At 56.6% G+C, this 25,899-nt stretch carries 20 protein-coding genes; 8 read left to right on the forward strand and 12 right to left on the reverse strand.

The window, feature by feature from the left end; all coding sequences use genetic code 11:
* Positions 1–60 precede the first annotated feature (60 nt).
* Positions 61–912 (reverse strand): translation elongation factor Ts, encoded by an 852-nt coding sequence (gene tsf / locus F0319_RS20835; protein WP_014882627.1) that lies wholly within the window; start codon positions 910–912, stop codon positions 61–63.
* 117 nt (positions 913–1,029) lie between these two features.
* Positions 1,030–1,755 carry a 30S ribosomal protein S2 gene (rpsB, locus tag F0319_RS20840; RefSeq protein WP_003856207.1) on the reverse strand — a complete coding sequence of 242 codons (726 nt, stop codon included), beginning with the start codon at positions 1,753–1,755 and terminating at the stop codon, positions 1,030–1,032.
* A gap of 321 nt (positions 1,756–2,076) precedes the next feature.
* On the opposite strand from rpsB, the gene map reads away from it, so the two are divergent.
* The 4 genes from map to F0319_RS20860 all read left to right on the forward strand — a co-directional run bounded on the left by map (position 2,077) and on the right by F0319_RS20860 (position 6,965).
* Positions 2,077–2,871 (forward strand): type I methionyl aminopeptidase, encoded by a 795-nt coding sequence (gene map / locus F0319_RS20845; RefSeq protein WP_023310454.1) that lies wholly within the window; start codon positions 2,077–2,079, stop codon positions 2,869–2,871.
* A gap of 63 nt (positions 2,872–2,934) precedes the next feature.
* Entirely contained in the window at positions 2,935–5,610 is a 2,676-nt protein-coding gene (gene glnD / locus F0319_RS20850) for a bifunctional uridylyltransferase/uridylyl-removing protein GlnD (protein WP_149367691.1), read from the forward strand.
* A gap of 32 nt (positions 5,611–5,642) precedes the next feature.
* Complete coding sequence (dapD, locus tag F0319_RS20855; RefSeq protein ID WP_149367692.1) at positions 5,643–6,467, forward strand: 2,3,4,5-tetrahydropyridine-2,6-dicarboxylate N-succinyltransferase; 825 nt, start codon at positions 5,643–5,645, stop codon at positions 6,465–6,467.
* A 111-nt stretch (positions 6,468–6,578) separates the two neighbouring features.
* A complete protein-coding gene (locus F0319_RS20860; protein WP_014168696.1) occupies positions 6,579–6,965 on the forward strand; it encodes a DUF3461 family protein in 387 nt (128 codons plus the stop codon).
* Positions 6,966–7,057: 92 nt separating this feature from the next.
* Here F0319_RS20860 and cdaR read toward each other — a convergent pair whose 3' ends face one another.
* The 3 genes from cdaR to dgt all read right to left on the reverse strand — a co-directional run bounded on the left by cdaR (position 7,058) and on the right by dgt (position 11,444).
* Positions 7,058–8,215, reverse strand: a complete 1,158-nt coding sequence (cdaR, locus tag F0319_RS20865; RefSeq protein WP_045327810.1) for a DNA-binding transcriptional regulator CdaR — start codon at positions 8,213–8,215, stop codon at positions 7,058–7,060.
* A gap of 146 nt (positions 8,216–8,361) precedes the next feature.
* On the reverse strand, positions 8,362–9,798 hold the full coding sequence (gene degP / locus F0319_RS20870) for a serine endoprotease DegP (protein ID WP_111963996.1): 1,437 nt from the start codon (positions 9,796–9,798) through the stop codon (positions 8,362–8,364).
* A 131-nt stretch (positions 9,799–9,929) separates the two neighbouring features.
* Positions 9,930–11,444: a dGTPase gene (gene dgt, locus F0319_RS20875; protein ID WP_111963997.1), complete on the reverse strand. Its 1,515-nt coding sequence runs from the start codon at positions 11,442–11,444 to the stop codon at positions 9,930–9,932.
* A gap of 82 nt (positions 11,445–11,526) precedes the next feature.
* Here dgt and mtnN point away from each other — a divergent pair, with 82 nt between their 5' ends.
* The 3 genes from mtnN to F0319_RS20890 are packed head-to-tail and all read left to right on the forward strand — an operon-like array spanning position 11,527 to position 13,669.
* Complete coding sequence (gene mtnN / locus F0319_RS20880) at positions 11,527–12,225, forward strand: 5'-methylthioadenosine/S-adenosylhomocysteine nucleosidase (RefSeq protein ID WP_111963998.1); 699 nt, start codon at positions 11,527–11,529, stop codon at positions 12,223–12,225.
* On the forward strand, positions 12,218–13,018 hold the full coding sequence (btuF, locus tag F0319_RS20885; protein ID WP_111963999.1) for a vitamin B12 ABC transporter substrate-binding protein BtuF: 801 nt from the start codon (positions 12,218–12,220) through the stop codon (positions 13,016–13,018). The genes mtnN and btuF overlap by 8 nt, the downstream gene beginning before the upstream one ends.
* A 27-nt stretch (positions 13,019–13,045) precedes the next feature.
* Positions 13,046–13,669 carry a TRIC cation channel family protein gene (locus tag F0319_RS20890; protein ID WP_115876409.1) on the forward strand — a complete coding sequence of 208 codons (624 nt, stop codon included), beginning with the start codon at positions 13,046–13,048 and terminating at the stop codon, positions 13,667–13,669.
* 92 nt (positions 13,670–13,761) lie between these two features.
* Here the strand turns inward: F0319_RS20890 and erpA are convergent, their stop codons facing one another.
* Positions 13,762–14,106 carry an iron-sulfur cluster insertion protein ErpA gene (gene erpA / locus F0319_RS20895; RefSeq protein WP_008501923.1) on the reverse strand — a complete coding sequence of 115 codons (345 nt, stop codon included), beginning with the start codon at positions 14,104–14,106 and terminating at the stop codon, positions 13,762–13,764.
* Positions 14,107–14,185: 79 nt separating this feature from the next.
* Positions 14,186–15,586, reverse strand: a complete 1,401-nt coding sequence (clcA, locus tag F0319_RS20900; RefSeq protein ID WP_149367693.1) for a H(+)/Cl(-) exchange transporter ClcA — start codon at positions 15,584–15,586, stop codon at positions 14,186–14,188.
* A 176-nt stretch (positions 15,587–15,762) separates the two neighbouring features.
* Between clcA and hemL the strand changes: the two genes are divergently transcribed.
* The gene (hemL, locus tag F0319_RS20905) at positions 15,763–17,043 is read left to right on the forward strand and encodes a glutamate-1-semialdehyde 2,1-aminomutase (protein WP_149367694.1); all 1,281 of its coding nucleotides are present in this window, start codon (positions 15,763–15,765) and stop codon (positions 17,041–17,043) included.
* 93 nt (positions 17,044–17,136) lie between these two features.
* Here hemL and fhuB read toward each other — a convergent pair whose 3' ends face one another.
* From fhuB to mrcB, 5 genes are all read right to left on the reverse strand, one after another.
* A complete protein-coding gene (gene fhuB, locus F0319_RS20910) occupies positions 17,137–19,119 on the reverse strand; it encodes a Fe(3+)-hydroxamate ABC transporter permease FhuB (protein ID WP_149367695.1) in 1,983 nt (660 codons plus the stop codon).
* A complete protein-coding gene (gene fhuD / locus F0319_RS20915) occupies positions 19,116–20,006 on the reverse strand; it encodes a Fe(3+)-hydroxamate ABC transporter substrate-binding protein FhuD (RefSeq protein ID WP_115876413.1) in 891 nt (296 codons plus the stop codon). Before fhuD ends, fhuB begins: the two co-directional genes overlap by 4 nt.
* A complete protein-coding gene (fhuC, locus tag F0319_RS20920) occupies positions 20,006–20,803 on the reverse strand; it encodes a Fe3+-hydroxamate ABC transporter ATP-binding protein FhuC (protein WP_115876414.1) in 798 nt (265 codons plus the stop codon). The genes fhuD and fhuC overlap by 1 nt, the downstream gene beginning before the upstream one ends.
* Positions 20,804–20,853: 50 nt before the next feature.
* Positions 20,854–23,109 carry a ferrichrome porin FhuA gene (gene fhuA / locus F0319_RS20925; RefSeq protein ID WP_149367696.1) on the reverse strand — a complete coding sequence of 752 codons (2,256 nt, stop codon included), beginning with the start codon at positions 23,107–23,109 and terminating at the stop codon, positions 20,854–20,856.
* A gap of 235 nt (positions 23,110–23,344) precedes the next feature.
* Positions 23,345–25,870, reverse strand: coding sequence for a bifunctional glycosyl transferase/transpeptidase (mrcB, locus tag F0319_RS20930; RefSeq protein ID WP_149367697.1), 2,526 nt, complete (start codon positions 25,868–25,870; stop codon positions 23,345–23,347).
* Between the last annotated feature and the right edge of the window lie 29 nt (positions 25,871–25,899).

The following is a 25,899-nucleotide window of genomic DNA, read 5'->3' on the forward strand; positions in this document are numbered from 1 at the left end:
TCTGATTTCCTGTGACGGGTGACAAAAAGAAGCCGCCCTCAGGCGGCTCCTTTTCAATCATTAAGACTGCTTGGACATTGCAGCAACTTCTGCTGCGAAGTCAGTCTCAACTTTCTCGATGCCTTCGCCCACTTCGAAGCGGATGAAGCCAGTTACGTCAGCGTTGTGCTCTTTCAGCAGCTGAGCAACAGACTTGCTTGGGTCCATTACGAATGGCTGGCCAGTCAGAGAAACTTCGCCGGTGAATTTCTTCATGCGGCCTTCAACCATTTTCTCTGCGATTTCTTTTGGTTTACCAGACTGCATCGCGATGTCCAGCTGAACCTGGTACTCTTTCTCAACCACTTCAGCAGACACGTCTTCTGGCTTAACGAATTCTGGCTTGCTTGCAGCGATGTGCATTGCCAGCTGTTTAACCAGCTCTTCGTCAGCGCCTTTAGCCGCAACCAGAACACCGATACGTGCACCGTGCTGGTAAGAGCCCAGAACGTCACCTTCCAGAGAAGATACGCGACGGATGTTGATGTTCTCACCGATTTTAGCAACCAGCGCAACACGTTCTTCTTCGAACTGTGCTTTCAGAACTTCAACGTCAGTGATTTTACCAGCAACAGCTGCGTCCAGAACTTTGTTAGCAAATGCCTGGAAACCGCCATCTTTAGCAACGAAGTCAGTCTGGCAGTTAACTTCCAGAATGATGCCGTAGTTGCCGTCGATCTTAGTGATGATCACGCCGTCAGCAGCAACGTTGCCTGCTTTTTTAGCTGCTTTGATCGCACCGGATTTACGCATGTTTTCGATTGCCAGCTCGATGTCGCCGTTCGCTTCAGTCAGCGCTTTTTTGCAATCCATCATGCCTGCGCCAGTACGCTCGCGCAGCTCTTTTACCAGGGATGCGGTAATTTCAGCCATTCTTAAATCCTCGGGAGATGTGAACTGCCCGGCCGGGGGCCAAACAGTGTAAATTGAAAAAAGGGGCCGGTAATGGGCCCCTATTCATACACGGTACTAATAAGGGGTAAAACCTTATTATTCAGCTTCTACGAAGCTTTCTTCCGCCTGAGAAGCCAGATCCTGGGAACGGCCTTCACGAACGGTAGCAGCTACAGCGCTCAGGTACAGGCTAACAGCACGGATTGCGTCGTCGTTACCCGGGATAACGAAGTCAACACCGTCCGGATCGGAGTTGGTATCAACGATAGCGAATACCGGGATACCCAGGTTGTTAGCTTCTTTGATAGCGATGTGCTCGTGGTCTGCATCGATTACGAACAGCGCGTCTGGCAGGCCGCCCATATCTTTGATACCGCCCAGGCTGTTTTCCAGCTTGTCCAGTTCACGAGTGCGCATCAGCGCTTCTTTCTTAGTCAGCTTGTCGAAAGTACCGTCCTGAGACTGGGTTTCCAGATCTTTCAGGCGCTTGATGGACTGACGAACAGTTTTCCAGTTGGTCAGCATGCCGCCCAACCAGCGATGGTTCACGAAGAACTGGTCGCAGCTGTTAGCAGCATCTTTCACAGCTTCGCTTGCAGCGCGCTTAGTACCAACGAACAGAATCTTACCTTTACGGGAAGAGATCTTGTTCAGCTCAGCCAGGGCTTCGTTGAACATTGGTACAGTTTTCTCAAGGTTGATGATGTGAACTTTGTTACGTGCGCCGAAGATGAAAGGCTTCATTTTCGGGTTCCAGTAACGGGTCTGGTGACCAAAGTGAACACCAGCCTTGAGCATGTCGCGCATGGAAACAGTTGCCATGTTTAAAACCTCTATATTGAAAGTTGGGGTTATGCCTCCACGTATCCCATATTACCGACCCCAAAGGGCACCCCGGAATATGTGCCGATACGTGTGTGTTGTTACACAAAGTGAGATTTGTCGCTTCCGTCCAGCCTGTGTATCTGAGATGGATCGGAAGTCCGGCGCGCTTTATACCACAAAACACGACCAGAAACCAACAGTTGTTGGCGGAGTGTGCTGTTAATGATTCTCAATTTGGCACGGAGCGTGCCTGACTGATACCATTGACGACACTTAGACTAGTATTGTCGAAAAAATCGACACCGATGGACAGATTACATGGCTATCTCTATTAAGACACCTGAAGAAATTGAAAAGATGCGCGTCGCCGGTCGTCTGGCCGCGGAAGTGCTGGAAATGATCGAGCCGTTCGTGAAGCCGGGCGTCAGCACCGGTGAACTGGACCGTATCTGTAACGACTATATCGTGAACGAGCAGCACGCGGTTTCCGCCTGCCTCGGCTACCACGGTTTCCCGAAATCCGTCTGCATCTCTATTAATGAAGTGGTGTGTCACGGTATTCCGGACGATGAGAAACTGCTGAAAGACGGCGACATCGTTAACATCGACGTGACCGTCATTAAAGACGAGTACCACGGTGACACCTCAAAAATGTTCATCGTTGGCAAGCCGACTATTCTTGGCGAGCGTCTGTGCAAAGTGACGCAAGAGAGCCTCTATCTGGCGCTGAAAATGGTTAAACCGGGTATTCGCCTGCGTACCATCGGTGCGGCAATCCAGAAGTTTGTGGAAGCAGAAGGTTTCTCCGTGGTGCGCGAGTACTGCGGTCACGGCATTGGTCGCGTCTTCCATGAAGAGCCGCAGGTTCTGCACTATGATGCAGACGACGGCGGCGTGGTGCTGCAAAAAGGCATGACCTTTACCATTGAGCCGATGGTCAACGCGGGTGATTACCGCATCCGTACCATGAAAGACGGCTGGACGGTGAAAACCAAAGACAGAAGCTTGTCTGCACAGTACGAGCATACTATTGTGGTAACAGACAACGGCTGCGAAATTATGACGTTGCGCAAGGATGACACCATCCCGGCGATACTGACGCACGACGAATGATAAAAAAGCCGGCAAATGCCGGCTTTTTTAATGGCTATAGCTTTTTCTTATGGGTGGCGCACGATGAGTAATCTTTTACCCGAACAGTATGCTAACACAGCACTTCCCACCCTCCCCGACCAGCCCGATAACCCGGGCGTCTGGCCGTCGCACGAGCTGACCTGCGCGCATATTAAAGCCCATATGGATGTTTTCCATCGCTGGCTGGGCAGCGCGTTCGACGCAGGCGTGTCGGCCGAGCAGCTCATTGAAGCGCGCACCGAATTTATCGACCAGCTGCTGCAGCGCCTGTGGATCGATTACGGGTTTGGGCAAATCAGTGATGTTGCGCTGGTTGCCGTCGGGGGCTATGGCCGCGGTGAGCTGCATCCGCTTTCCGATATCGATCTGCTGATCTTAAGCCGCAAAAAGCTGCCGGACGAACAGGCGCAAAAAATTGGCGAACTGCTGACGCTGCTCTGGGACGTGAAGCTGGAAGTCGGCCACAGCGTGCGCACCCTGGAAGAGTGCCTGCTGGAAGGGTTATCGGACCTGACCGTCGCTACCAACCTGATTGAAACCCGCCTGCTGATTGGTGATGTCGCCCTGTTCCTGGAGCTGCAAAAACACATCTTCAGCGACGGCTTCTGGCCGTCAGAAAAGTTCTTCGCCGCGAAGGTCGAGGAGCAAAACCAGCGCCACCAGCGCTATCACGGCACCAGCTATAATCTTGAACCGGATATAAAAAGCAGCCCCGGCGGCCTGCGCGACATCCACACTTTACAGTGGGTCGCCCGCCGCCATTTTGGCGCCACCTCGATGGACGAGATGGTCGGCTTCGGCTTCTTAACCGAGGCCGAGCGTAACGAGCTAAACGAGTGTCTGCATCTGCTCTGGCGCATCCGCTTTGCCCTGCATCTGGAAGTTACGCGCTACGATAACCGTCTGCTGTTTGACCGCCAGCTCAGCGTGGCTCAGCGCCTGAATTACCAGGGCGAAGGTAACGAGCCGGTTGAGCACATGATGAAGGATTTCTTCCGCGTCACCCGTCGGGTGACCGAGCTAAACCAGATGCTGTTGCAGCTGTTCGACGAGGCCATTTTGGCCCTGACGGCCGACGAAAAGCCGCGCCCGATTGATGACGAATTCCAGCTGCGCGGCACGCTTATCGATCTGCGCGACGAAACATTGTTCATCCGCGAGCCGGAAGCGATCCTGCGGATGTTCTATACCATGGTGCGCAACAGCACCATCACCGGGATCTATTCTACCACCCTGCGCCATCTGCGCCATGCGCGTCGTCATCTGACGCAGCCGCTGTGCTTTATCCCGGAAGCGCGTTCGCTGTTCCTGAGCATGCTCCGCCACCCGGGTGCCGTCAGTCGTGGGCTGCTGCCGATGCACCGTCACAGCGTGCTGTGGGCCTATATGCCGCAGTGGTCGCACATCGTCGGGCAGATGCAGTTCGATCTGTTCCACGCCTACACGGTGGATGAACACACGATCCGCGTGATGCTCAAGCTGGAGAGCTTTGCGAAAGAAGAGACGCGCTCCCGCCACCCGCTGTGCGTGGAGCTGTGGCCGCGCCTGACCCATCCGGAACTGATCCTGATTGCCGCCCTGTTCCACGATATCGCCAAAGGTCGCGGCGGTGACCATTCGGTGCTGGGCGCGCAGGACGTACTGAAATTTGCCGAACTGCACGGCCTGAACTCGCGTGAAACGCAGCTGGTGGCCTGGCTGGTTCGCCATCACCTGCTGATGTCGGTCACCGCCCAGCGTCGGGACATTCAGGACCCAGAAGTCATTAAGCAGTTCGCCGAAGAGGTTCAGACTGAAAACCGTCTGCGCTATCTGGTCTGCCTGACGGTGGCCGATATCTGCGCCACCAACGAGACCCTGTGGAACAGCTGGAAGCAGAGCCTGCTGCGCGAGCTGTACTTCGCCACAGAAAAACAGCTGCGCCGCGGGATGCAAAACACCCCGGATATGCGCGAACGCGTACGCCATCATCAGCTGCAGGCGCTGGCGCTGCTGCGGATGGATAACATTGATGAAGAGGCGCTGCATCAGATTTGGGCCCGCTGTCGCGCCAACTATTTTGTCCGCCACAGCCCAAACCAGCTGGCGTGGCACGCGCGGCATCTGCTCAAGCACGATCTGTCCCAGCCGATGATCCTGCTGAGCCCGCAGGCCACCCGCGGCGGGACGGAGATTTTCATCTGGAGCCCGGACCGCCCTTATCTGTTTGCTGCGGTCTGCGCCGAGCTGGACAGGCGTAATCTGAGCGTTCACGACGCGCAGATCTTCACCACCCGCGACGGTATGGCGATGGACACCTTTATCGTGCTTGAGCCGGACGGCAGCCCGCTCTCGGCGGACAGGCATGAAGGGATACGTTTTGGTCTGGAGCAGGCGATTACCCAGCGCAGCTGGCAGCCTCCGCAGCCGCGTCGCCAGCCTGCGAAATTGCGCCACTTTACCGTCGATACCGAGGTCAATTTCCTGCCGACCCACACCGACCGAAAATCGTTCCTGGAGCTGATCGCGCTCGACCAGCCAGGGCTGCTTGCCCGCGTCGGCCAGGTTTTTGCCGATCTGGGAATTTCGCTTCATGGGGCCCGAATTACAACGATTGGCGAGCGAGTAGAAGATTTATTTATAATCGCCACCGCCGACCGGCGTGCCCTTAATAATGACCTGCAGCTTGAAGTGCAACAACGGTTGACAGCAGCCCTCAATCCAAACGATAAAGGGTGATATGTTTTTTAGTGAAATGGAAAGAGTAAACAATGCAGCAGTTACAGAACGTTATTGAGTCCGCTTTTGAGCGTCGCGCCGAGATTACCCCGGCAAATGTGGATACCGTGACCCGTGAAGCGGTAAACCAGGTGATTTCCCTTCTGGATTCCGGCGCGCTGCGCGTGGCAGAAAAAATCGACGGTCAGTGGGTCACTCATCAATGGCTGAAGAAAGCCGTGCTGCTCTCTTTCCGCATCAACGATAACCAGGTTATCGACGGAGCAGAAAGCCGCTACTTCGATAAAGTGCCAATGAAATTCGCTGACTACGACGAAGCGCGTTTCAAGAAAGAAGGTTTCCGCGTGGTACCGCCTGCGGCTGTGCGTCAGGGCGCCTTCATCGCACGCAATACCGTGCTGATGCCATCCTACGTGAACATCGGTGCCTACGTTGACGAAGGCACGATGGTTGACACCTGGGCGACCGTCGGTTCCTGCGCGCAGATCGGTAAAAACGTTCACCTGTCCGGCGGCGTGGGCATCGGTGGTGTTCTGGAGCCACTGCAGGCTAACCCGACCATCATCGAAGACAACTGCTTCATCGGCGCGCGCTCTGAAGTGGTAGAAGGCGTGATCGTTGAAGAAGGCTCCGTGATCTCCATGGGCGTTTACATCGGTCAGAGCACCCGTATTTATGACCGTGAAACCGGCGAAGTTCACTACGGTCGCGTTCCGGCGGGCTCCGTAGTGGTTTCCGGTAACCTGCCGTCAAAAGATGGCAAATACAGCCTCTACTGTGCGGTTATCGTGAAGAAAGTGGATGCGAAAACGCGCGGTAAAGTGGGCATCAATGAATTGCTGCGCACCATCGATTAATCGGGTATAACAAAAAGCGGGGGCAACCCCGCTTTTTTTATATCTTAGGGTGGCGAAAATAGATTTTTTCGTTAATTATTCAAAGGTTATGTTGAGATCAAGGGTACCGCTATGTACGATAATCTGAAAAGTCTGGGCATTACCAATCCTGATGAAATTGATCGTTACAGCCTCCGCCAGGAAGCCAACAACGATATTTTGAAAATCTATTTTCACAAGGACAAAGGAGAGTTTTTCGCCAAAAGCGTGAAGTTTAAATACCCACGCCAGCGTAAAACCGTTGTTGCTGACGGCGTAGGTCAGGGATACAAAGAAGTACAGGAAATCAGCCCTAACCTGCGCTATGTGATCGATGAACTCGATCAGATCTGCCAGCGCGACCGTACCGAAGTCGATCTCAAGCGTAAGATCCTTGACGATCTGCGTCACCTTGAAAGCGTTGTAACTAACAAGATCAGCGAGATTGAAGCGGATCTTGAGAAATTAACCCGGAAATAAAAGCAAAACGGCAATCCTTGATTGCCGTTTTTAGTGTTTGCGCCCTCTCCCCGTGGGAGAGGGATGGGGTGAGGCCACCAGACCGCACTCAGTCATCTCTGCTCGTCCAGCTGCAGCGCCACATACAGCAGCAGCCTGTCGTCGAAATTCCCCAGGTCCAGCCCCGTCAGCTCCGAAATCCGGTTTAACCGATACTCCAGGGTATTGCGGTGAATAAACAGCGCCTTCGAGGTCGCCAGCGGCTGCACGTTATGGCGGAACCACGCCTGCAGCGTCCGGCGCAGCAGGCCATTGTTGTCCATGGCTTTCAGACGCGCTAATGGCCGCGCCAGCTCATTGGCCTGCCAGCCCCCGCGCAGGCTGTCGAGCAGCACCGGCAGCATCAGATCCTGATAGAAATAACTGCGGCTCTCCGGCATCCGCTGCTTGCCCACCATCATGGTGGTTCGCGCGGTACGCCAGGAGCGGGCAATACTGCCCGGCCCGGTAAAGTAGTTGCCCAGCGCAACGCGAAAACGCAGCTGACCATTCTCCTTCATACGGGAGATCAGCAGCTCCACGCGACGACGATGATCGTCCGCATCCCAGCGGCCAAACGCATTGAGCGCCGGTTTGAGCACCACCATTTCCGTCAGAGAAACGATCGCCACCAGGTTATCGCGTTCCGGCGTTGCCAGCGCATTTTGCAGCTGCTGCAGCTCGGCCATCGCGCTATCTACGCCCAGCTGGCCGCTATCGACCTCAATGACCGCCACCACGCGCGGCTGGTTCAGATCGATCCCCAGACGCTGGGCCCATTCACTCAGTGCAGGCGTATGCTCTTCCGCCTGAATAAGGTTCATCACCAGCTCTTCGCGCAGGCGGCTGTCCTGAGCGAGCAGGTGCATCAGGCGCGACTGCTCGAGCATCATCTCCGCCGTCATGCAGACCAGCTCACCGTATTTTCGCAGCGACTCGGGCTCGCCGGTGAGGCCGATGACCCCCACAATCTCACCTTCAAGGCGCAGCGGTAAATTGATGCCCTGACGGACGCCGTGCAGGTGTTTCGCTACCGCATCGTCGATATCCACTACCCGCCCCTGAGAAAGCACGAGCAGCGCACCTTCGTGCAATTCCCCAATACGCTCGCGATCGCCGCTGCCGATAATGCGCCCGCGAGCATCCATCACGTTGATATTGGTATCGATGATGCGCATGGTGCGCGCCACGATATCCTGCGCCATTTTGGTATCAAGATGCCAGCCAGCCATAGAACCCTCCCGTGAGCAGAGCTCAAGCATAGGGAAGTTCAGCGACGGCTGCATTGTGCGAATGCACAAAGAGAGAGGGAGAAGTATGGAGTTGTGGTTACAGTCACAGAAACGAGAAAGCCCCTGCGAACAGGGGCTTCAGAGGATTACTGCATCAGCAGATAAAGAGAGGTATCGCCACGCTGGATATTCAGCGCCAGCACGGAAGGCTTGCTGTCGAGAATTTTGCGCAGTTCAGCGATGTTTTTAACCGGCTGCTGGTTAGCGCCCATGATCACATCGCCTTTTTTCAGGCCGATACGGGCTGCCGGTGAATTCGCTTTCACGTTATTCACCACCACGCCTTTGTCTGCGCCTTTATTGCTCATCTCGGCACCTTCAATCCCGCTGAAGATGGTGCTGGAATCCACCTGATTCTGGCTGCTCTGCTGCAGCTCCAGGCTCACGTTAACCGGCTTACCGTCGCGCAGCAGGCCGAGGGTGATTTTACTGCCAACCGGCATGGAGCCCACTTCGGCACGCAGGGCGGCAAAGCTGCTGATCGGTTTACCGTTCAGGGAGGTGATCACATCCCCCGCTTTAATGCCCGCTTTCGCCGCAGAGGAATTCGGCATCACCTGGCTGACGAATGCCCCGCGCTGGGCGTCAACTTTCATCGCCTTCGCCAGCTCGGAGTTCAGCTCAGTCCCGAGGATACCCAGCTCACCGCGTTTCACCTGGCCATACTGCACCATCTGCGCGGTCAGGTTTTTCACCATGTTACTTGGGATAGCAAAGCCGATCCCGATGTTGCCGCCGTCCGGTGCCAGGATCGCGGTGTTGATACCGATCAGCTCACCGTTCAGGTTCACCAGCGCACCGCCGGAGTTACCGCGGTTGATCGCTGCATCCGTCTGGATGAAGTTTTCGTAGTTTTCCGCATTAAGGCCGCTACGGCCCAGTGCAGAGACGATACCGGATGTCACGGTTTCACCCAGACCAAACGGGTTACCGATCGCCACGGTGTAGTCACCCACGCGCAGCGCGTCGGAGTCGGCAATTTTAATCGCCGTCAGGTTTTTCGGATCCTGGATCTGGATCAGCGCGATGTCGGAGCGCGGGTCTTTACCCACCACTTTGGCGTCGAACTTGCGGCCATCGCTCAGCTGAACCTTAATGCTGTTAGCGTTATCGACAACGTGGTTGTTGGTAACGACGTAGCCTTTCGCCGCATCAATAATTACCCCCGAGCCAAGCGCCATGAACTTCTGCTGCTGGCCGCCGCCCTGGCTGTCATCCCCGGCACCTCCGCCCTGACAGAATGGAGAGCTCTGGAATGGCGAACCGTCCTGGCAGAACGGCGAGTTGTCGCCGAAGAACTGCTGGAAGTTACGCGGCATACGCGGCGTATTGACGGTCGTACTGCCCTCAACGTTAATACTCACCACCGATGGCATCACTTTTTCGAGCATCGGTGCCAGGCTTGGCATCTGCTGCGCGGTTGCTGCCGACGACGCGGTCTCGGCTGCAGTAGCAGTCAGAGGAGACAGCGCTAAACCTAAACTCAGAGCCAGTGCACTCATTGCTAATGTGGTTTTTTTCATGTTTCTCAATCTCGATTTACAGGTAACGCAAAATTGCTGTGTAACTCAGATTCGTTTTATACCGCTTAGTTCCGGCGATAAGTTTATGGAAAAGGTAAAAATTTATTGGCCGTCTTTACAAAACTCCGGGATTATTCCACCGCCATCAGCTTGCGGTATTCATCCCAGGCATACAAATCCGTCATGCCGCTGATATAGTCCTGGATAAGACGGCAGCGATAATAATATTCCATCACTGGCCATTCGGGAGAGTTGCGTTCCACCTTGCCAATCGCTTCGACATACGCCAGACGATGCCGGGTAGAGAGTTTTTGATAAAGCCGCGATTCGATGGGTATTCTGCGCACGCGCTCGTGTTCCACCAGCTCGCTGAATTCGTCGACAGAAAGCTGGAGCAATGGGGAATAAATTTCCAGTAACCCACTGATTACCCGATAGCCCTGCAGCTCTAGCTGCTCGACATCCGGATGGCTGAATACATGCCGCATCGCCACATGTTTATAAAGCTCAAGGAGCTGGCTGAAACTGCTGTCATCTTCCAGCAGCGCGTGGTTGAATTCCCCGCTGAAAATGAGCGGCAAATTATCAATAAAGCGCGACGCCGCGTATGGCACCAGTTTATTTAATGTATTGACCCGCAAATACATAAAGAACTGGTCTTCCGTACTGCGGCTTAATGTATTTGACCGCGATTTTTCCCAGGCATTTTCGACAACCTGCGCAAACAGCGAGCCTTTTTCGTGAGTACCCCAGGCCGCATAAAGATGCTGATAAAGCTCCTCGACGCTGAAAATTCTTTTCTCAACGGCATCTTCCAGATCGGCCACGCAATAGGAGATATCATCGGCGGCTTCCATAATCCAGGTCAATGGAAAACGACCGTTTGGCGTCAATGAAAGTTCTTTACGCAGTCGCTCAATATAGGCCTCTTCGGAAAGGTAATAGCCCGGTTTTTTCATTAAATAACTGTGGGACGCGGGGGGATCCCCCATCCACCACGCGGGGCGCGTATATTTTAGAATGCAGCCGACCTGTGCCCAGGTCAGGTTCATGCGCATCAGGGAGTGGACCAGACGGATCCCCTGCGCGTTGCCCTCAAAATGACAGAGATCCTGACGTACCTTGCGGCGCAGATCGTTCAGCCCCTCTTCGCCTTCACGCAGGCGTAAATCGCGTACGATGCAGCGATCGTCGCTCAGCGGCTGGCTCACCGCATCCGAAGGGTAAAGCCGTTGTTTAAACCAGTCATTGATAGCCGCCTCACCAAAGTGACCGAAAGGCGGGTTGCCGATGTCATGCATCAGGCAGGCCATCTCAACGATGCTCTCAAAAGGCCCCGTCAGCTCGTCCAGACCATAGGTTTCCAGTAAACGCTGCTCTTTAAGACGGCTCAAAACCTCCTTGGCAATGTAGCGCCCGACCTGCTGCACCTCCATGGAGTGGGTTAAACGCGTGCGCACCGCGGCGTTACGTTCCAGCGGAAAGACCTGGGTCTTTTGCTGTAGACGGCGGATGGCAGGCGAGTTAACGATCCGCCCGCGATCGCTTTCAAAGATACGCAGGATCTCATGTTCGCTCTTGTCGCCCTGCGGCGAACGGAAACGTCGGTGCCAGTTAATTTTGGTGCGAAAATCGATTGGTGACATGTGCTCCCCCGCGTGAGAATGCGTTTCCCCTTAACCGCATGATAGACTATGCATCTTAACAAGGCACATCGCGAGTAAATCTATGAAAATCGGCATTATTGGTGCAATGGAAGAAGAAGTTACGCTCCTGCGTGACAAAATTGAGAACCGTCAGACCCTCTCTCTGGGTGGTTGTGAGATCTATACCGGTCAGCTAAACGGTGTTGACGTGGCTCTGCTGAAATCAGGCATCGGTAAAGTCGCTGCGGCGCTGGGTGCCACCCTGCTGCTTGAGCGCTGCAAGCCGGACGTAATCATTAATACCGGCTCTGCGGGCGGCCTGGCGCCGACGCTGAAGGTGGGTGATATCGTTGTTTCCGACGAAGCGCGCTATCACGATGCGGACGTCACCGCGTTCGGTTACGAGTACGGCCAGCTTCCTGGCTGCCCGGCAGGATTTAAGGCTGACGACAAACTGATTGCGGCGGCAGAGACCTGCATTACAGAGCTCAACCTCAACGCGGTACGCGGTCTGATTGTCAGCGGTGATGCGTTCATCAATGGTTCCGTGGGTCTGGCGAAAATCCGTCATAACTTCCCTCAGGCGGTAGCCGTTGAGATGGAAGCGACCGCGATTGCTCACGTTTGCCATAACTTCAGCGTACCGTTTGTGGTGGTTCGCGCCATCTCTGACGTGGCAGACCAGCAGTCCCACATCAGCTTCGACGAGTTCCTGACCGTTGCGGCAAAACAGTCCACCGTGATGGTGGAACGCCTGGTGCAGAATCTGGCACGTGGCTAAACATACCCTCAGGGCGCTTGCCGCCCTGCTTCTTTTCGCACCGCTGTGGCTCTATGCGCTACCGCGCGTAATTACCCTCTCTCCCGCGAATACGGAACTGGCATTTGCCGCCGGGATCACCCCCGTTGGCGTGAGCAGCTTTTCGGATTACCCACCGCAGGCCGCGGGTATTGAACAAGTAGCAACCTGGCAGGGGATGAACCTTGAGCGCATCGTGGCGCTTAAACCGGATCTCGTGCTGGCCTGGCGTGGCGGCAACGCCGAGCGGCAGGTCAACCAGCTCACTTCCCTTGGCATAAAGGTGATGTGGATAGATGCCGTCAGCATTGAGCAGGTCGCTCAGGCGCTCCGCGCCCTGGCACCCTATAGCCCTACGCCCAAAAAAGCAGAGGCTGCGGCGAAACAGATGCTGAGCGACTATGCGGCGCTGAAATCCCGATACGATACCCCTGTTAAAAAGCGCATCTTCCTTCAGTTTGGCAGCCAGCCGCTGTTTACCACCGGGAAAGGGTCGATTCAGAACCAGGTGCTGGAAGTCTGTGGCGGTGAAAACATCTTTGCAGCCAGCCGGGTGCCGTGGCCTCAGGTAAGCCGTGAGCAGGTTCTGGCGCGCCAGCCACAGGCCATCGTCGTGGTCGGAAATGCGAGCGAAATTCCCAAAATTGAGCAATTCTGGCAAAGACAGCTAAAAATACCGGTGATCCCCCTCAACAGCGACTGGTTTGAACGCGCCAGCCCGCGTATTATCCTCGCCGCAAAACAGCTCTGTGCCGCACTGGCAGAGAGCCACTAACATAAGACCCTTTTCGAGGATTTAACGATGCTCGTTTATTGGCTGGATATTCTTGGCACAGCCGTTTTTGCTATCTCCGGCGTCCTGCTCGCCGGAAAACTACGCATGGATCCGTTTGGCGTGCTGGTGCTGGGCGTCGTGACCGCCGTCGGCGGCGGGACTATCCGCGATATGGCGCTGGCGAATGGGCCGGTGTTTTGGGTGAAAGATCCGACCGATCTGGTGGTCGCAATGGTCACCTGCCTGTTAACCATTGTGCTGGTTCGCCAGCCCCGCCGATTACCAAAATGGATATTGCCGGTACTGGATGCCGTCGGTCTGGCCGTGTTTGTCGGGATTGGCGTCAATAAGGCGTTTAATGCGGGCACCGGTCCGATGGTGGCAATCTGCATGGGCGTATTAACCGGCGTGGGCGGCGGCATCATTCGCGACATTCTGGCGCGTGAAGTGCCGATGATCCTGCGTACTGAAATTTACGCGACGGCCTGTATTGCGGGCGGCATTGTCCACGCGACCGCGTACTACACCTTTGCAATTCCGCTGGAAAACGCCGCAATGCTGGGGATGGTCGTGACGCTGGTGATACGTTTAGCGGCGATACGCTGGCACCTGAAGCTGCCGACGTTTGCGCTGGATGATAATGCAAGATAAAAGCAAAACGGTAACCGTCAGGTTACCGTTTTTAGTATTTATCCCCCTTCCTGTGAGAGAGGGCCGGAGTGAGGGCATCAGCCCGCACTCTCTTAGATGCTGAACGAAGACCCACACCCGCAGGTGCTTGTCGCGTTCGGGTTGGTCACCACAAAGCGCGAACCTTCCAGACCCTCGGTGTAATCCACCGAACCGCCCACCAGATATTGCAGGCTCATCGGGTCAACCACCAGCGCGACGCCCTGTTTCTCGATAGTCATATCGCCGTCGTTAACCTGGTCGTCAAAGGTAAAACCATACTGGAAGCCGCTGCAGCCACCACCGGTAATATAAACACGCAGTTTCAGATCCGGATTGTCTTCGTCGGCAATCAGGGTTTTCACTTTATTGGCTGCTGCTTCGGTAAATTCCAGCGGCACAGCTACGTCATCACTCATCTTATGCTCCCATGAATACTGCTGTTGGGTAAAATTCACCCAATTCTTTTCGTCATTATCTAATACCCTGGTAATTCATTCAAGTATTCTGCGTGGCGGCCCGCTCCGCCTCTTGTTTCGCCAGGGTACGCGCAAGGATGGTGGAGTATAACGGTTTTCCACCCAGGAACTGGGCTAATAGTGTCGCGCCGAGACAGGTAATGATCATTGGCAAAATGAGCTGGTAATTGTCCGTCATCTCCAGTACCAGCACGATCCCGGTCAACGGCGCACGAAGGGACGCGGCCAGCAGCGCCCCCATTCCGGCGATGGCAAACGTCCCGGCGTCAAGATGATAGGCGGGAAACCCCGCTTCAGCCGCCATACCAAACGCGGTCCCGAGCAGCGTACCCAGCGCCAGCATCGGGGCGAAAATCCCGCCGGGCGCGCCGGAGGAGAAGCACAGCACCGTCGTGATGACTCTTGAAATAAACATAAACAGCAGCAGGCCCACGCTGAAATTCCCCGCCGCCGCAATGGGAATCAGCCCGAACCCGCCGCCTGCGGCATTCGGCTCAATAAACCCGAGTACGCCACACATTCCCCCCAGCAGGCCGCCCATCAGCACCCATCTGGTGGTGTTCCCGCCGTGAATGCGCTGGAACATATCCTGAGCGCACAGGATAAAGGTGTTAAACAGCGGTCCCACCACGCCAAAAATCATGCCGAGGATCAGATAAAGCCACAGGGTGTTGACCGGCGCGTTGGTCAGTTTACCCACCTCAATAACCGCCCCTTCGCCATTAAAGATGCGAAACACGATGCTCGACATAATGACGCCGGTAAACACCGCTTTAATGGAGATCAGATTGTAGCGAAACTGCGCGCGCATCTCTTCGATGATGAACAAAATGCCCGCCAGCGGCGCGTTAAACGCGGCTGAAAGCCCCGCCGCAGCGCCGGTTGCCAGCAGCGTATGGCGCGCTTCGGCGCTTCGCATCCGAAACAGATCGCCTACCATGCGGCCGACGTTTCCCCCCAGCTGTACCGTGGGTCCTTCCCGCCCAAGCACCATGCCCGCGCCCAGGGTACCCATGCCGCCGATAAATTTAACCGGAATCACCCGCCACCAGCGCACCGGACGCAGCTCCTCCAGCGCACCTTCAATTTCCGGGATGCCCGATCCCCCGGCTTCCGGTGCGAATTTACGCACCAGAAAATACCCCACCATGGCAAACAGCGCAGACAGTCCGAATGCCCACACCCAGACCAGCCATTCGCTATTGGCGAAACCGGCCACGGTGCCCACTCGCCAGTTGAGCACGGCATTAACCGCTTTTTCAAAAGCCACGCCCACCAGCCCGGCGAGTGTTCCCACCACGGCAGCAGCCAGAAGGATCGCCAGCGGCGTTTTATCGCGGTTAAGCAGCCGCCGAATGCTGATTCGGTGCTGGGCGCGCGTAAACTGTTGTTCTTCAAAAGACGGAGAATCTGATTTCATGTCCTGCACTTATTCGTCATACAAAAGCCGCGTGGATTTTACCAGAGACTGCCCTACCGTCTCCTGAAAATTACTTAACAAATCTTAAAGCATTACCCGGCTAAAAATTTCATAACCATCCCCGAATCACTTAGAATAGTGGGCTTAACCATTTTATACGAACCAGGAACGACGCCATGAGCAAGTCTGAAAACCTCTACAGTGCAGCCCGCGAGCTTATTCCGGGTGGCGTGAACTCACCTGTGCGCGCCTTCACCGGCGTGGGCGGTACGCCGCTGTTTATCGAACGTGCTGACGGCGCGTATCTGTATGATGTCGATGGCAAAGCCTATATCGATTACGTCGGCTCCTGGGGCCCGATGGTGCTGGGTCACAACCACCCGGCTATTCGTAACGCGGTAATTGAAGCCGCCCAGCGCGGCCTGAGCTTCGGCGCGCCAACCGAAATGGAAGTGAAAATGGCGGAGCTGGTGACTGAACTGGTGCCTACCATGGACATGGTTCGTATGGTGAACTCCGGTACCGAAGCCACCATGAGCGCCATCCGCCTGGCGCGCGGTTTTACCGGCCGCGATAAAATCATCAAGTTTGAAGGCTGTTACCACGGTCATGCGGACTGCCTGCTGGTGAAAGCCGGTTCCGGCGCGCTGACGCTCGGCCAGCCGAACTCCCCGGGCGTACCGGCAGATTTCGCGAAGCATACCCTGACCTGCACCTACAACGATCTTGCTACCGTTCGCGCGGCGTTCGAGCAGTATCCGCAGGAGATCGCCTGCATCATCGTTGAGCCGGTTGCCGGCAACATGAACTGTATCCCACCGCAGCCTGACTTCCTGCCGGGCCTGCGTGCCCTGTGCGACGAGTTCGGCGCGCTGCTGATCATCGATGAAGTCATGACCGGCTTCCGCGTGGCGCTGGCGGGTGCCCAGTCTTACTACGACGTCGAGCCGGACCTGACCTGCCTCGGCAAAATCATCGGCGGCGGCATGCCGGTCGGCGCATTCGGTGGGCGTAAGGACGTGATGGAAGCTCTGGCGCCAACCGGCCCGGTTTACCAGGCGGGCACGCTCTCCGGTAACCCAATCGCCATGGCGGCGGGCTTTGCCTGCCTGACCGAAGTGGCTCAGCCAGGCATTCACGAAACCCTGACCGACCGTACCACGCAGCTGGCAAACGGCCTGCTGGAAGCGGCAGAAGAGGCCGGTATCCCTCTGGTGGTCAACCACGTGGGCGGGATGTTCGGGATTTTCTTCACCGACGCGAAAACCGTGACCTGCTATCAGGACGTGGTGAAGTGCGACGTTGAGCGCTTCAAGCGCTTCTTCCACCTGATGCTGGAAGAAGGCGTGTATCTGGCACCGTCAGCGTTCGAAGCGGGCTTTATGTCCGTGGCGCACAGCGAAGATGATATCAACAACACCATCGACGCCGCGCGTAAGGTGTTTGCGAAGCTGTAAGATGTGCGGCTTGATGCCCACACCCCACCCCTATCCCTCAGGGAGAGGGAGCAAACACTAAAACGGCAATCTAAGGATTGCCGTTTGCTTTTATTACCGACTCTGCTTTCTCAACAGATAAATAAAGTACGGCGCACCGATAAAGGTCGACAGCAGTCCCGCCGGGATCTGATACGGGAACAGCACCATTCTTCCGCACCAGTCCGCAAACACCAGCATCACCCCGCCCGTCAGGGCCGACATAACAATATGCGGCATCGTCCGGCGAAATCCCATCATTCTGGCAATGTGCGGCGCCATTAACCCGACAAAGCTCAGCGGTCCAATCGTCAGGGTTGCCGTCGCCGTCAGGCACGCCGCCAGCAGCAGCAAGGCCACACGCGCTGGCGTCAGCGCCATTCCCACCGCACGCGCGCTTTCGCCGCCGAGCGGCAGAATAGTCAGCCAGCGTCGGCACAGCGGCACCATCGCCAGCAGCACGACCATCACCATCCCGGACCAGATCACCTGGCTGCCGGTGGCGTTGTACGTTGAGCCGGAAATCCAGGTCAGGATCTTCGCCATACGCGGATCGCCGCTCGCCTGCAGCATCATCAGCAGCATCGTGAACGCGGTGCTGAGCGCCATCCCCGCCAGCAGCATGCGGTGCGGTGAAAACCCGCCGCGACCGGCGGCAATCAGGATAATCATCAGCGTAACTGCCGCACCGAGACTGCCGGCAGGCATCAGCCAGCCAAACGCATTCCCCGGCACAAAGAACAGCATCAGCACCACGCCAAAGGCGGCGCCGGAGCTGATCCCAAGCACTTCCGGGCTCGCCATCGGGTTGCCGGTAAGACGCTGAATAATGCACCCCGCTACCGCCAGCATTACCCCTGCGATCAGCGCAGCAAAGATACGCGGCCAGCGCCACTGCAGCAGGTCGTTGAGTAAATCGCCCGTTGCCCAGTGCCAGCCCGAGGCATCGCGTCCGAATGAGAGCGCCGCGAACGAGGCGATAATCAGCACCGCCAGACCGGCAAGGCTAAACCACAGCACCGACTGACGTTCAGCGTAGACTTTGTCGCCAGCGTCCATCGCCGGTGCGCTCATGCTGCGCAGGCGCGGGAGCAGCCACAGCAGCAGCGGCGCCCCGATAAGCGCGGTCACAGAGCCAGTAGACACTTCCCTCCATACCTGCGCCATCCAGAGAATGAGCTGATCGGAAAGCCAGAGGATCAGCGCCCCAATGAGCGGCGCCAGCATCAGACGCGCCAGCAGGCGACGCGCGCCGAGCATTTTCGCCAGCAGCGGCGCAAACAGGCCAATAAACCCGATAATGCCGACCGCGTTCACCAGCAGGGCGCTCAGTACGATCGCCAGCGTCAGCGCCGCCAGACGAGCCAGAGACAGGGCCAGACCGAGATTGCGCGCCACGCCATCATCCAGCCCCATGAGCGTCAGGGGACGCAGGAGCAGCAGCGTCAGCACGACACCGCCAGCCAGCTGCGGCCACAGGCGCAGCACAACGCTCCAGTCGGTCTGGGTGAGCGTGCCGGTACTCCACAGGAACATGCTTTGCAGCCGATCGTGATGGAACAACACCAGCAGCTGGTTAATCGCCCCGCAGTACAGGCTCACCACCAGCCCGGCCAGGATAAGCGTCACGGGAGAAAGGCGTTTGCCCCAGGCCACGCCAAAGACCAGCGCGCCCACCACGCACGCCCCCGCGAGTGCTGCAAACTGCGAGGTTAACGCTCCCGGCAGCGCCCACAGCGTGGTGATGGTGATCCCAAGCTGCGCGCCGGTCGCGACGCCGAGCGTGGTTGGCTCTGCCAGCGGGTTACGTAAAACCTGCTGGAACAGCACGCCCACCAGCCCTAAACCGGCACCGACTAACAGGGAGATTGCCAGACGCGGCAGCAGGCTGTAGTGGAACAGCATCTGCTGAATATTGTCGATATCCGGCGAGGCCAGCGCGGCTCCCCATTGCGCGCGCGGTAACGCGGCAGAGAGGTTGAACCCGGTTAACGCCAGCGCGGCAAGAAAAATCAGCATCAGCAGAAGCGCCGGGAAACGGGCGATACGCGTACTCATGCTTTACCTCCCAGAGCGTTATCAAGCACGCGGGCAAAATGCATGGCCGACAGCGTCGCGCCGTAGAACCAGACCGCCGGAGCGCGCTGGAAGCGCTTCTCGCGCACAAACGGCATCGCCTGCCAGAGCGGAGTCGCCATCAGGGTTTGCATGTCGCGTTCGTTGCCGTGGTCGAAACACAGCACGTCCACGTCGCGAAACGCCGCCAGACGGTCGATACCCACGGCGGTACTGCCCCAGAACGTCATCTCCCCTTCCCAGGCATTACGAATGCCGAAGCTGTCCAGCACCTCCTGGAACAGACAGTTTTTACCGAAGACCAGCATATGGCGGGCATCCAGCAGCGTCACCATCAGCAGCGGACGATCGCCCCGGTGAGCAAAGCGCGGCTTCAGGGAGTCGATCAGGGCATCAAATTCGTCGAGGTGTTTTTTGGCCTCCGCCTCGCGGTTGAGGAAATGCGCCATCTCGTTAATCGAATTTTTCGCTACGGCCAGCGGTTTTTTACCGTCGCTGAAAGCGAATCCGCGCCCGGGCGCAATGCGCGCCATGACCTCCTCTGAGGGACCGTAGCCCGCAGACCAGAACAGGAACGAGGGTTTCATCTGGGTGAGCAGTTCGAGATTTGGCTCAGTTCGCAGGCCGACGTCGATCACCGAGTCCGGCAGCTTCGGCTCGTTCACCCAGAGGTTATAGTTGGGAATGTCCGCGACGCCGTAGGGCGTGACGCCGAGCGCCATCATCAGTTCGACCGGCAGCCATTCCAGGGCCACAATACGGTGCGGATCGACGGTGGCAGCACGCGCCGTATTCATTTTTAACAGCAGCGGTGAAAGGGCCATCGCCGTCAGCAGGCGACGGCGGCTAATGCGTGTGTTATTCAGCATCAGTAGACAAAGCTCACCGGTGCAGCCCCGGCCGGGTGAGGCAGAATACCCATCGGAATACCGTAAATATGTTCCAGCGTTTCGCTGCGCATCAGATCGGATGGTGTACCCTGCGCAATCATTTCGCCACCGCGCAGCGCGACAAGGTAGTCACAGTAGCGCGCCGCCATGTTGATATCGTGCAGGACCGCAATGACCGTCAGACCACGCTCCTGGCTTAAGCGGTGCACCAGCGCCAGCACGTCGACCTGATGTGCGATATCCAGCGCCGAGGTTGGCTCATCCAGCAGCAGGCAGCGGCTGTCCTGCGCCACCAGCATCGCAATCCACGCGCGCTGACGTTCGCCGCCGGACAGGCTATCCACCAGACGGTGCGCCAGTGGTTTCAGCCCGACCAGCGCAATCGCCTCTTCCACTTTCTCTCTGTCAGCAACGCCAAAGCGCCCAAGCGCCCCGTGCCAGGGATAACGCCCAATTGCCACCAGCTCACGCACCGTCATCCCTTCCGCCTGCGGCAGCTGCTGCGGCAGATAGGCCACTTTGCGGGCAAACGCTTTGCTGCTCCAGCTCTCCAGCGGCTGGTCATCCAGCAGAATATCGCCTTCAGAAGGCGGCTGATGGCGCCCCAGCATCTTGAGCAGCGTAGATTTACCGGAACCGTTATGACCAATCAGGCCAGTGACTTTACCTGCGGGAAACGTCAAAGAGAGCGGATGCAGCAAGGTGCGCCCGGGTACGCGAAAGGAGAGATGGTTAAGCGTAAAGGTGGTGTCGGGTTGCGTTTGATTATCCTGCATATCAGCCAACTTAAATAAAAAGGGCACGGCGAACCGTGCCCGAAGAGAGATTAGAAGCGGAAGGTCGCGGTGGCAACAACCTGACGTTCAGCACCCCAGAAGCAGCCGTAAGTATTAAAGCAGCTGGCAACGTACTCACGATCGAACAGGTTGTTCACGTGTAGCGCGACGTTTGAGCCAGCCATGCCAACGCGTGCCAGATCGTATCTGACCAGCGCATCGACAACGGTGTAGCTGCCTACTTTGAAGGAGTTCGCCGGATCGCCATAGCTTGAACCCGTGTAACGGACGCCGGTACCCAGCGTCAGGCCAGACAGCGCACCGTCAAACAGCGTGTAATCACCCCACAGCGATGCCATGTGTTTTGGAACCTGAGCAGGCGTGTTGCCTTTATAAGTGGTGTCTGTGGTGTATTCGGCATCGGTATAGGTATAAGAACCTACCAGGTTAACGCTCGCAGACAGGGCCGCTTTCGCTTCCACCTCTACGCCACGCGCGCGGATTTCACCGCCCTGTACCGAGAAGAAGGAGCCCGCCGGGTCCGCCATCAGGTTGTTGGTTTTGGTCAACTGGTACAACGCACCGGTGACGACGATCGGACGATCGTTCGGCACGTATTTCACGCCCGCTTCGTACTGTTTGCCTTTAGACGGTGCAAAGACGTTGCCGTTCGCTCCGGTCTGAGAAGCCGGTTCAAACGACTCGCTATAGCTAAAGTACGGGGTTACACCGTTATCAAACAGGTAGTTAACGCCACCGCGCCAGGTGAACTGGGTATCATCACGTTTGGAGGTGGTGTTCGTCACGCGGTTGTAGGATTCCTGATCGGCCCAGTCATAACGACCGCCCAGGGTTACCAGGACTTTGTCCCACTCAATTTGATCCTGAGCGTAAACGCCGGTCTGTTTTTGCTTGTTCAACACCTGATAGGCACCTGACGGTCCAGGATGTGAACCGAAATCGAAATCGCTACGATCGAGGTTATAGATATCAGATGGCGCAACGGAACCGGCATAGCCGAACCACGAGTCGATGTCATTACGCATGCGCATGAAATCCACCCCAGTCAGCAGAGTATGATCGAGTGAACCTGTCGCGAACTTGCTCTGCAACTGCGTATCAACAGTGAAGTTTTCCAGCTTCTCATTATCGATCACATACTGGCGAGTCAGCGTATGACCCCACTGCGACTGAGGAACGCTCGCGCAAGGGCTGGATGCCGGATTACTCGAGTAGAGCGGATCGGAACACATGCCGTAGCCGTAGACGCTGTTTTGGGAAGTTTTATTCTGCGCATAGCGCAGGTTCTGACGCACGGTAAAGGTATCGTTGAACTCGTGGTCGAAGCTGTATCCCACCATTTTCTGGTTACGGGAATAGGTATTGTTCTTCGCGCCTTCGTTGAAGTTAGTCGGCAGACGATCGCCGTTCGGCAGCGGATCAACCGTTCCCTCTTTTGGCAGCCAGCCGTAGTAGCCCGTTTCAGGCTCGTTCTGGAAATAGGAGAGGAACGTGAAGGTGGTTTTATCATCCGGACGCCAGGAGAACGATGGCGCGATGGCGTAACGCTGCTCGCCCTTACCTTCCTGCTGGGAATTATTAGAACGCGCAACGCCCGTTAAACGGTAAGAGTAAACGCCGTCATCGTCGATTGCATCGCTAAAGTCGAACCCGGTCTGGAACAGGCTGTCCGTGCCGACTTTGAACTGGATCTCTTTCAGGGACTCGGTTGTTGGGCGCTTACTGACCATGTTCAGCAACCCGCCAGGGCTGCTTTTGCCGTACAGAACGGAAACCGGACCGCGCATGATCTCGGCGCGCTCCAGCATATACGGATCAATCACCGCGTCGTTATAGAAGTTCCCCTGCATTTTCATGCCGTCGAGGTAGTTATTCTGCGTCTGACCATCGGCTGCGAAGCCGCGAATAATCAGATAGTCATAGGTGTTAGACGCACCGCGCGTGCCTACCGCAACGCCCGGCGTATAGCTCAGGGCTTCTTTCACCGAGCGCGGCTGATGCAGCGCCATCTCTTCGGCAGTGACGACAGAAATAGACTGCGGAACCTTTTGAATAGGGGTATCCGTTTTGGTTCCGGTCGCGGATTGCCTTGCGGCGATGGTAGCAGCAGGACCCCAGGCACTTTCCTGTGCCGCAGGAGCTGCTGTTACCGTAATGGTTTCTTCTTTTTTCGGGGTTTCGGCAGCATGTGCATAAGTTGACATGCCAGCAACCGCTGTGGCGACGACGACCGCGAGTTTACGCAGCGACGTGTTCATTGGCTGAGCAGTATTGGAAAGCGCCATGTTGAATCTCTGATGTGAAAGTGAATGATAACGTAAACGAGAATTATTATTATGAGCGCCAGAATAATATGCGAAACGCTGGTTGCATAGCAAGCAGTAAGCGGCCCTATGAGAATTAAGGGTTTAAGAAATCATCAAGAGAAAACGAAGGGTTAATCAGAGTTAAAACGAGGGTTAACGAAATGAGGTCTACGGGTAAAAAAAGCCCCCTTCCGGGGAAGAGGGCTTTACAAGGTTAGTTACCGCCGAACATGTCTTTAATCCAGCCCGCAACACCGTCGCTGTCTTTCTTCTCATTCTGCTGCTGCGGCTGTTGCTGCTGCGGCTGCTGTGGCTGAGAAGACTGGTCGAACGGGTTACCGGTCGGCTGTTCAGGCTGGCTCTGCTGGCACAGGGAATCCGGGTTGGTTGTCCAGACCGGGAGCGTACGCATCCCGCCGCCGCAGACGAAGTTACCGGAGCTGTCCACGCCCATATCGACGATATCTTCCGGCGCGACAAGGTTCAGCGGCACCGGAGACTGATTTGCCAGATAGCGCTGGTAAATCGACATCGCCCCGCTCGCCCCGTACAGCTTGGTCGGCTGGTTGTTATCGCGGCCTACCCAGGTGATCACCACTTCACGGCCATCAATCCCGGCAAACCAGGTATCGACGTTATTGTTGGTGGTCCCGGTCTTACCTGCCAGATGCAGGCCCGGATACTTCGCACCCAGCTGACGCCCGGTACCGCGCTGCACTACCTGCTGCATCGTCCACAGCGTCATATAGGCGGCCTGAGCAGGAACTGCACGCTCCGCCTGAGGGAAGCTCTGATACAGTACGGAGCCATCTTCGGCAATCACCGAACGCAGGGCAGACAGCGGCGCGCGGTTACCCCCGCTGGCAATGGTCTGGAACGCCTGCGCCACTTCGATCGGCGTCAGGTTAAGCGCGCCCAGGATCATCGCCGGTACCGGGTGCAGCTGATCTTTCGCCACGCCAAGTTTTTGCCAGGTATCGACAATCGCTGGCAGTCCCAGCGACATGCCCAGGTTCACCGTTGGCACGTTCATGGAACGGGTCAACGCATCCACCAGCATGACCTGCCCGCTGAACTGTTTATCATCGTTCTGCGGTGACCAGACCTGGCCGTTGGGCTGGCGCAGGGAGATCGGCGCATCCGCAATCCAGGTATTCAGGCGATACTGATTTGGCTGACTCAGGGCAGTGAGATAGGTTGCTGGTTTTGCCAGAGAACCGATTGAGCGACGCGCCTGCATGGCGCGGTTATAGCCAGCAAACTGCGGCTCGGCACCGCCCACCATCGCGCGAACTTCGCCAGTGTTACGGTCAACCACCACCATCGCGGTTTCCAGATCGGAGAGCTTACGCTGTTTCTTCAGCGCCGGAATGCCTTCTACCGCTGCTTTTTCTGCCGCATCCTGCGCCACGGAGTCAAAGGTGGTGAAGATCTTCACGCCGGAGAGATCTTTGACCTTATCGCCAAGCTTGCTTTGCAGCTCCTGACGCACCAGCTGCATAAACGCAGGCTGAGGCGAGATCACCCCACCGCGCGGCTGAACCCCGAGTGGACGCGCGCTCAGCATGTCGTACAGCTCCTGGTCGATCACCTGCTGTTGTTGCAGCAGACGCAGCACCAGGTTACGACGCTCCAGCGCAAGTTTCGGGTTACGCCACGGGTTATAAATGGACGCCCCTTTCACCATGCCCACCAGCAGCGCCTGCTGGTCCAGGCTCAGCTCTTCCACCGGGCGACCAAAGTAGTACAGGCTCGCCAGCGGGAAGCCGCGGATTTCGTTATCGCCGCTCTGACCGAGGTAGACCTCGTTCATGTACAGCTCAAGGATACGATCCTTGCTGTAGCGCGCATCCATCAGCACGGCCATGTAGGCTTCGTTCGCTTTGCGCCAGTAAGAGCGTTCGCTGGAGAGGAACAGGTTCTTCACCAGCTGCTGGGTCAGCGTACTCGCCCCCTGCACGGTCCGACCGGCAGTCAGGTTAGCCAGCACCGCACGACCAATCGAGTAGAGGCTGATGCCATCGTGCTCGTAGAAGTGACGGTCTTCGGTTGCCAGCAGGGTATCGACCAGCAGATCCGGGAAGCCATTACGCGCCACGAAAAGACGCTGCTCGCCGTTTGCTGACGAAAGCATGGTGATCAGACGCGGATCGAGACGGAAGAAACCGAACTGACGGTTGTTATCCATGTTCTCGATGGTATCCAGACGATCGCCGTCAAAGGTCAGACGCGCTCGCACCTGTCCTTCTTTACTGTCCGGGAAATCAAACGGACGACGGATCATCTCAATGCTGTTGGACTGCACGGTAAATTCGCCAGGCCGCGTCATTTTTGACACCTGACGATACTGGGTGGCTTCCAGCAGTTTAACCATCTCGTTCTTAGTGATGGACATATCTGGCTCAAGGTTCACCATACGGCCATACACTGCCGCAGGTAGCTGCCAGACTTTACCGTCGATACGGCTGCGGATCTTCTGATCGAGATACACGCCGTAAATCGCCATCAGCACGACAAAAACAATAAACAGCTTCAGCAGCAGCCAGAACCAGCCGCGCTTGCCCCGAGGCTTACGCCCTTTGCCTTTTCCATTACGCGGCATCGGTTCTTCATCCTCATAATCGTCTTCATAGTCATCGTCATAGTCCTCATCTCTGAGGCGACGACGGCCTACCTTTTCTTTCGCCGGACGCGCTGGTTTTCCCTTACGTCCTATTGGCTCGCGGTCATTCCCCGCCATGCTTTTTCTCCGCAACTTTCAGGCGCAAA

The sequence above is a fragment of the Enterobacter vonholyi genome, from assembly GCF_008364555.1.
GTDB lineage: Bacteria > Pseudomonadota > Gammaproteobacteria > Enterobacterales > Enterobacteriaceae > Enterobacter > Enterobacter vonholyi.

Coding starts and splice junctions, on each gene's coding strand:
- fhuD (WP_115876413.1), bottom strand. CDS start 20,006: ATGCTGAATAACACACGCATTAGCCGCCGTCGCCTGCTGACGGCGATG.
- hemL (WP_149367694.1), top strand. CDS start 15,763: ATGAGCAAGTCTGAAAACCTCTACAGTGCAGCCCGCGAGCTTATTCCG.
- degP (WP_111963996.1), bottom strand. CDS start 9,798: ATGAAAAAAACCACATTAGCAATGAGTGCACTGGCTCTGAGTTTAGGT.
- dapD (WP_149367692.1), top strand. CDS start 5,643: ATGCAGCAGTTACAGAACGTTATTGAGTCCGCTTTTGAGCGTCGCGCC.
- fhuA (WP_149367696.1), bottom strand. CDS start 23,109: ATGGCGCTTTCCAATACTGCTCAGCCAATGAACACGTCGCTGCGTAAA.
- mtnN (WP_111963998.1), top strand. CDS start 11,527: ATGAAAATCGGCATTATTGGTGCAATGGAAGAAGAAGTTACGCTCCTG.
- clcA (WP_149367693.1), bottom strand. CDS start 15,586: ATGAAATCAGATTCTCCGTCTTTTGAAGAACAACAGTTTACGCGCGCC.
- dgt (WP_111963997.1), bottom strand. CDS start 11,444: ATGTCACCAATCGATTTTCGCACCAAAATTAACTGGCACCGACGTTTC.
- mrcB (WP_149367697.1), bottom strand. CDS start 25,870: ATGGCGGGGAATGACCGCGAGCCAATAGGACGTAAGGGAAAACCAGCG.
- cdaR (WP_045327810.1), bottom strand. CDS start 8,215: ATGGCTGGCTGGCATCTTGATACCAAAATGGCGCAGGATATCGTGGCG.
- rpsB (WP_003856207.1), bottom strand. CDS start 1,755: ATGGCAACTGTTTCCATGCGCGACATGCTCAAGGCTGGTGTTCACTTT.
- F0319_RS20860 (WP_014168696.1), top strand. CDS start 6,579: ATGTACGATAATCTGAAAAGTCTGGGCATTACCAATCCTGATGAAATT.
- fhuB (WP_149367695.1), bottom strand. CDS start 19,119: ATGAGTACGCGTATCGCCCGTTTCCCGGCGCTTCTGCTGATGCTGATT.
- glnD (WP_149367691.1), top strand. CDS start 2,935: ATGAGTAATCTTTTACCCGAACAGTATGCTAACACAGCACTTCCCACC.
- erpA (WP_008501923.1), bottom strand. CDS start 14,106: ATGAGTGATGACGTAGCTGTGCCGCTGGAATTTACCGAAGCAGCAGCC.
- fhuC (WP_115876414.1), bottom strand. CDS start 20,803: ATGCAGGATAATCAAACGCAACCCGACACCACCTTTACGCTTAACCAT.
- map (WP_023310454.1), top strand. CDS start 2,077: ATGGCTATCTCTATTAAGACACCTGAAGAAATTGAAAAGATGCGCGTC.
- tsf (WP_014882627.1), bottom strand. CDS start 912: ATGGCTGAAATTACCGCATCCCTGGTAAAAGAGCTGCGCGAGCGTACT.
- F0319_RS20890 (WP_115876409.1), top strand. CDS start 13,046: ATGCTCGTTTATTGGCTGGATATTCTTGGCACAGCCGTTTTTGCTATC.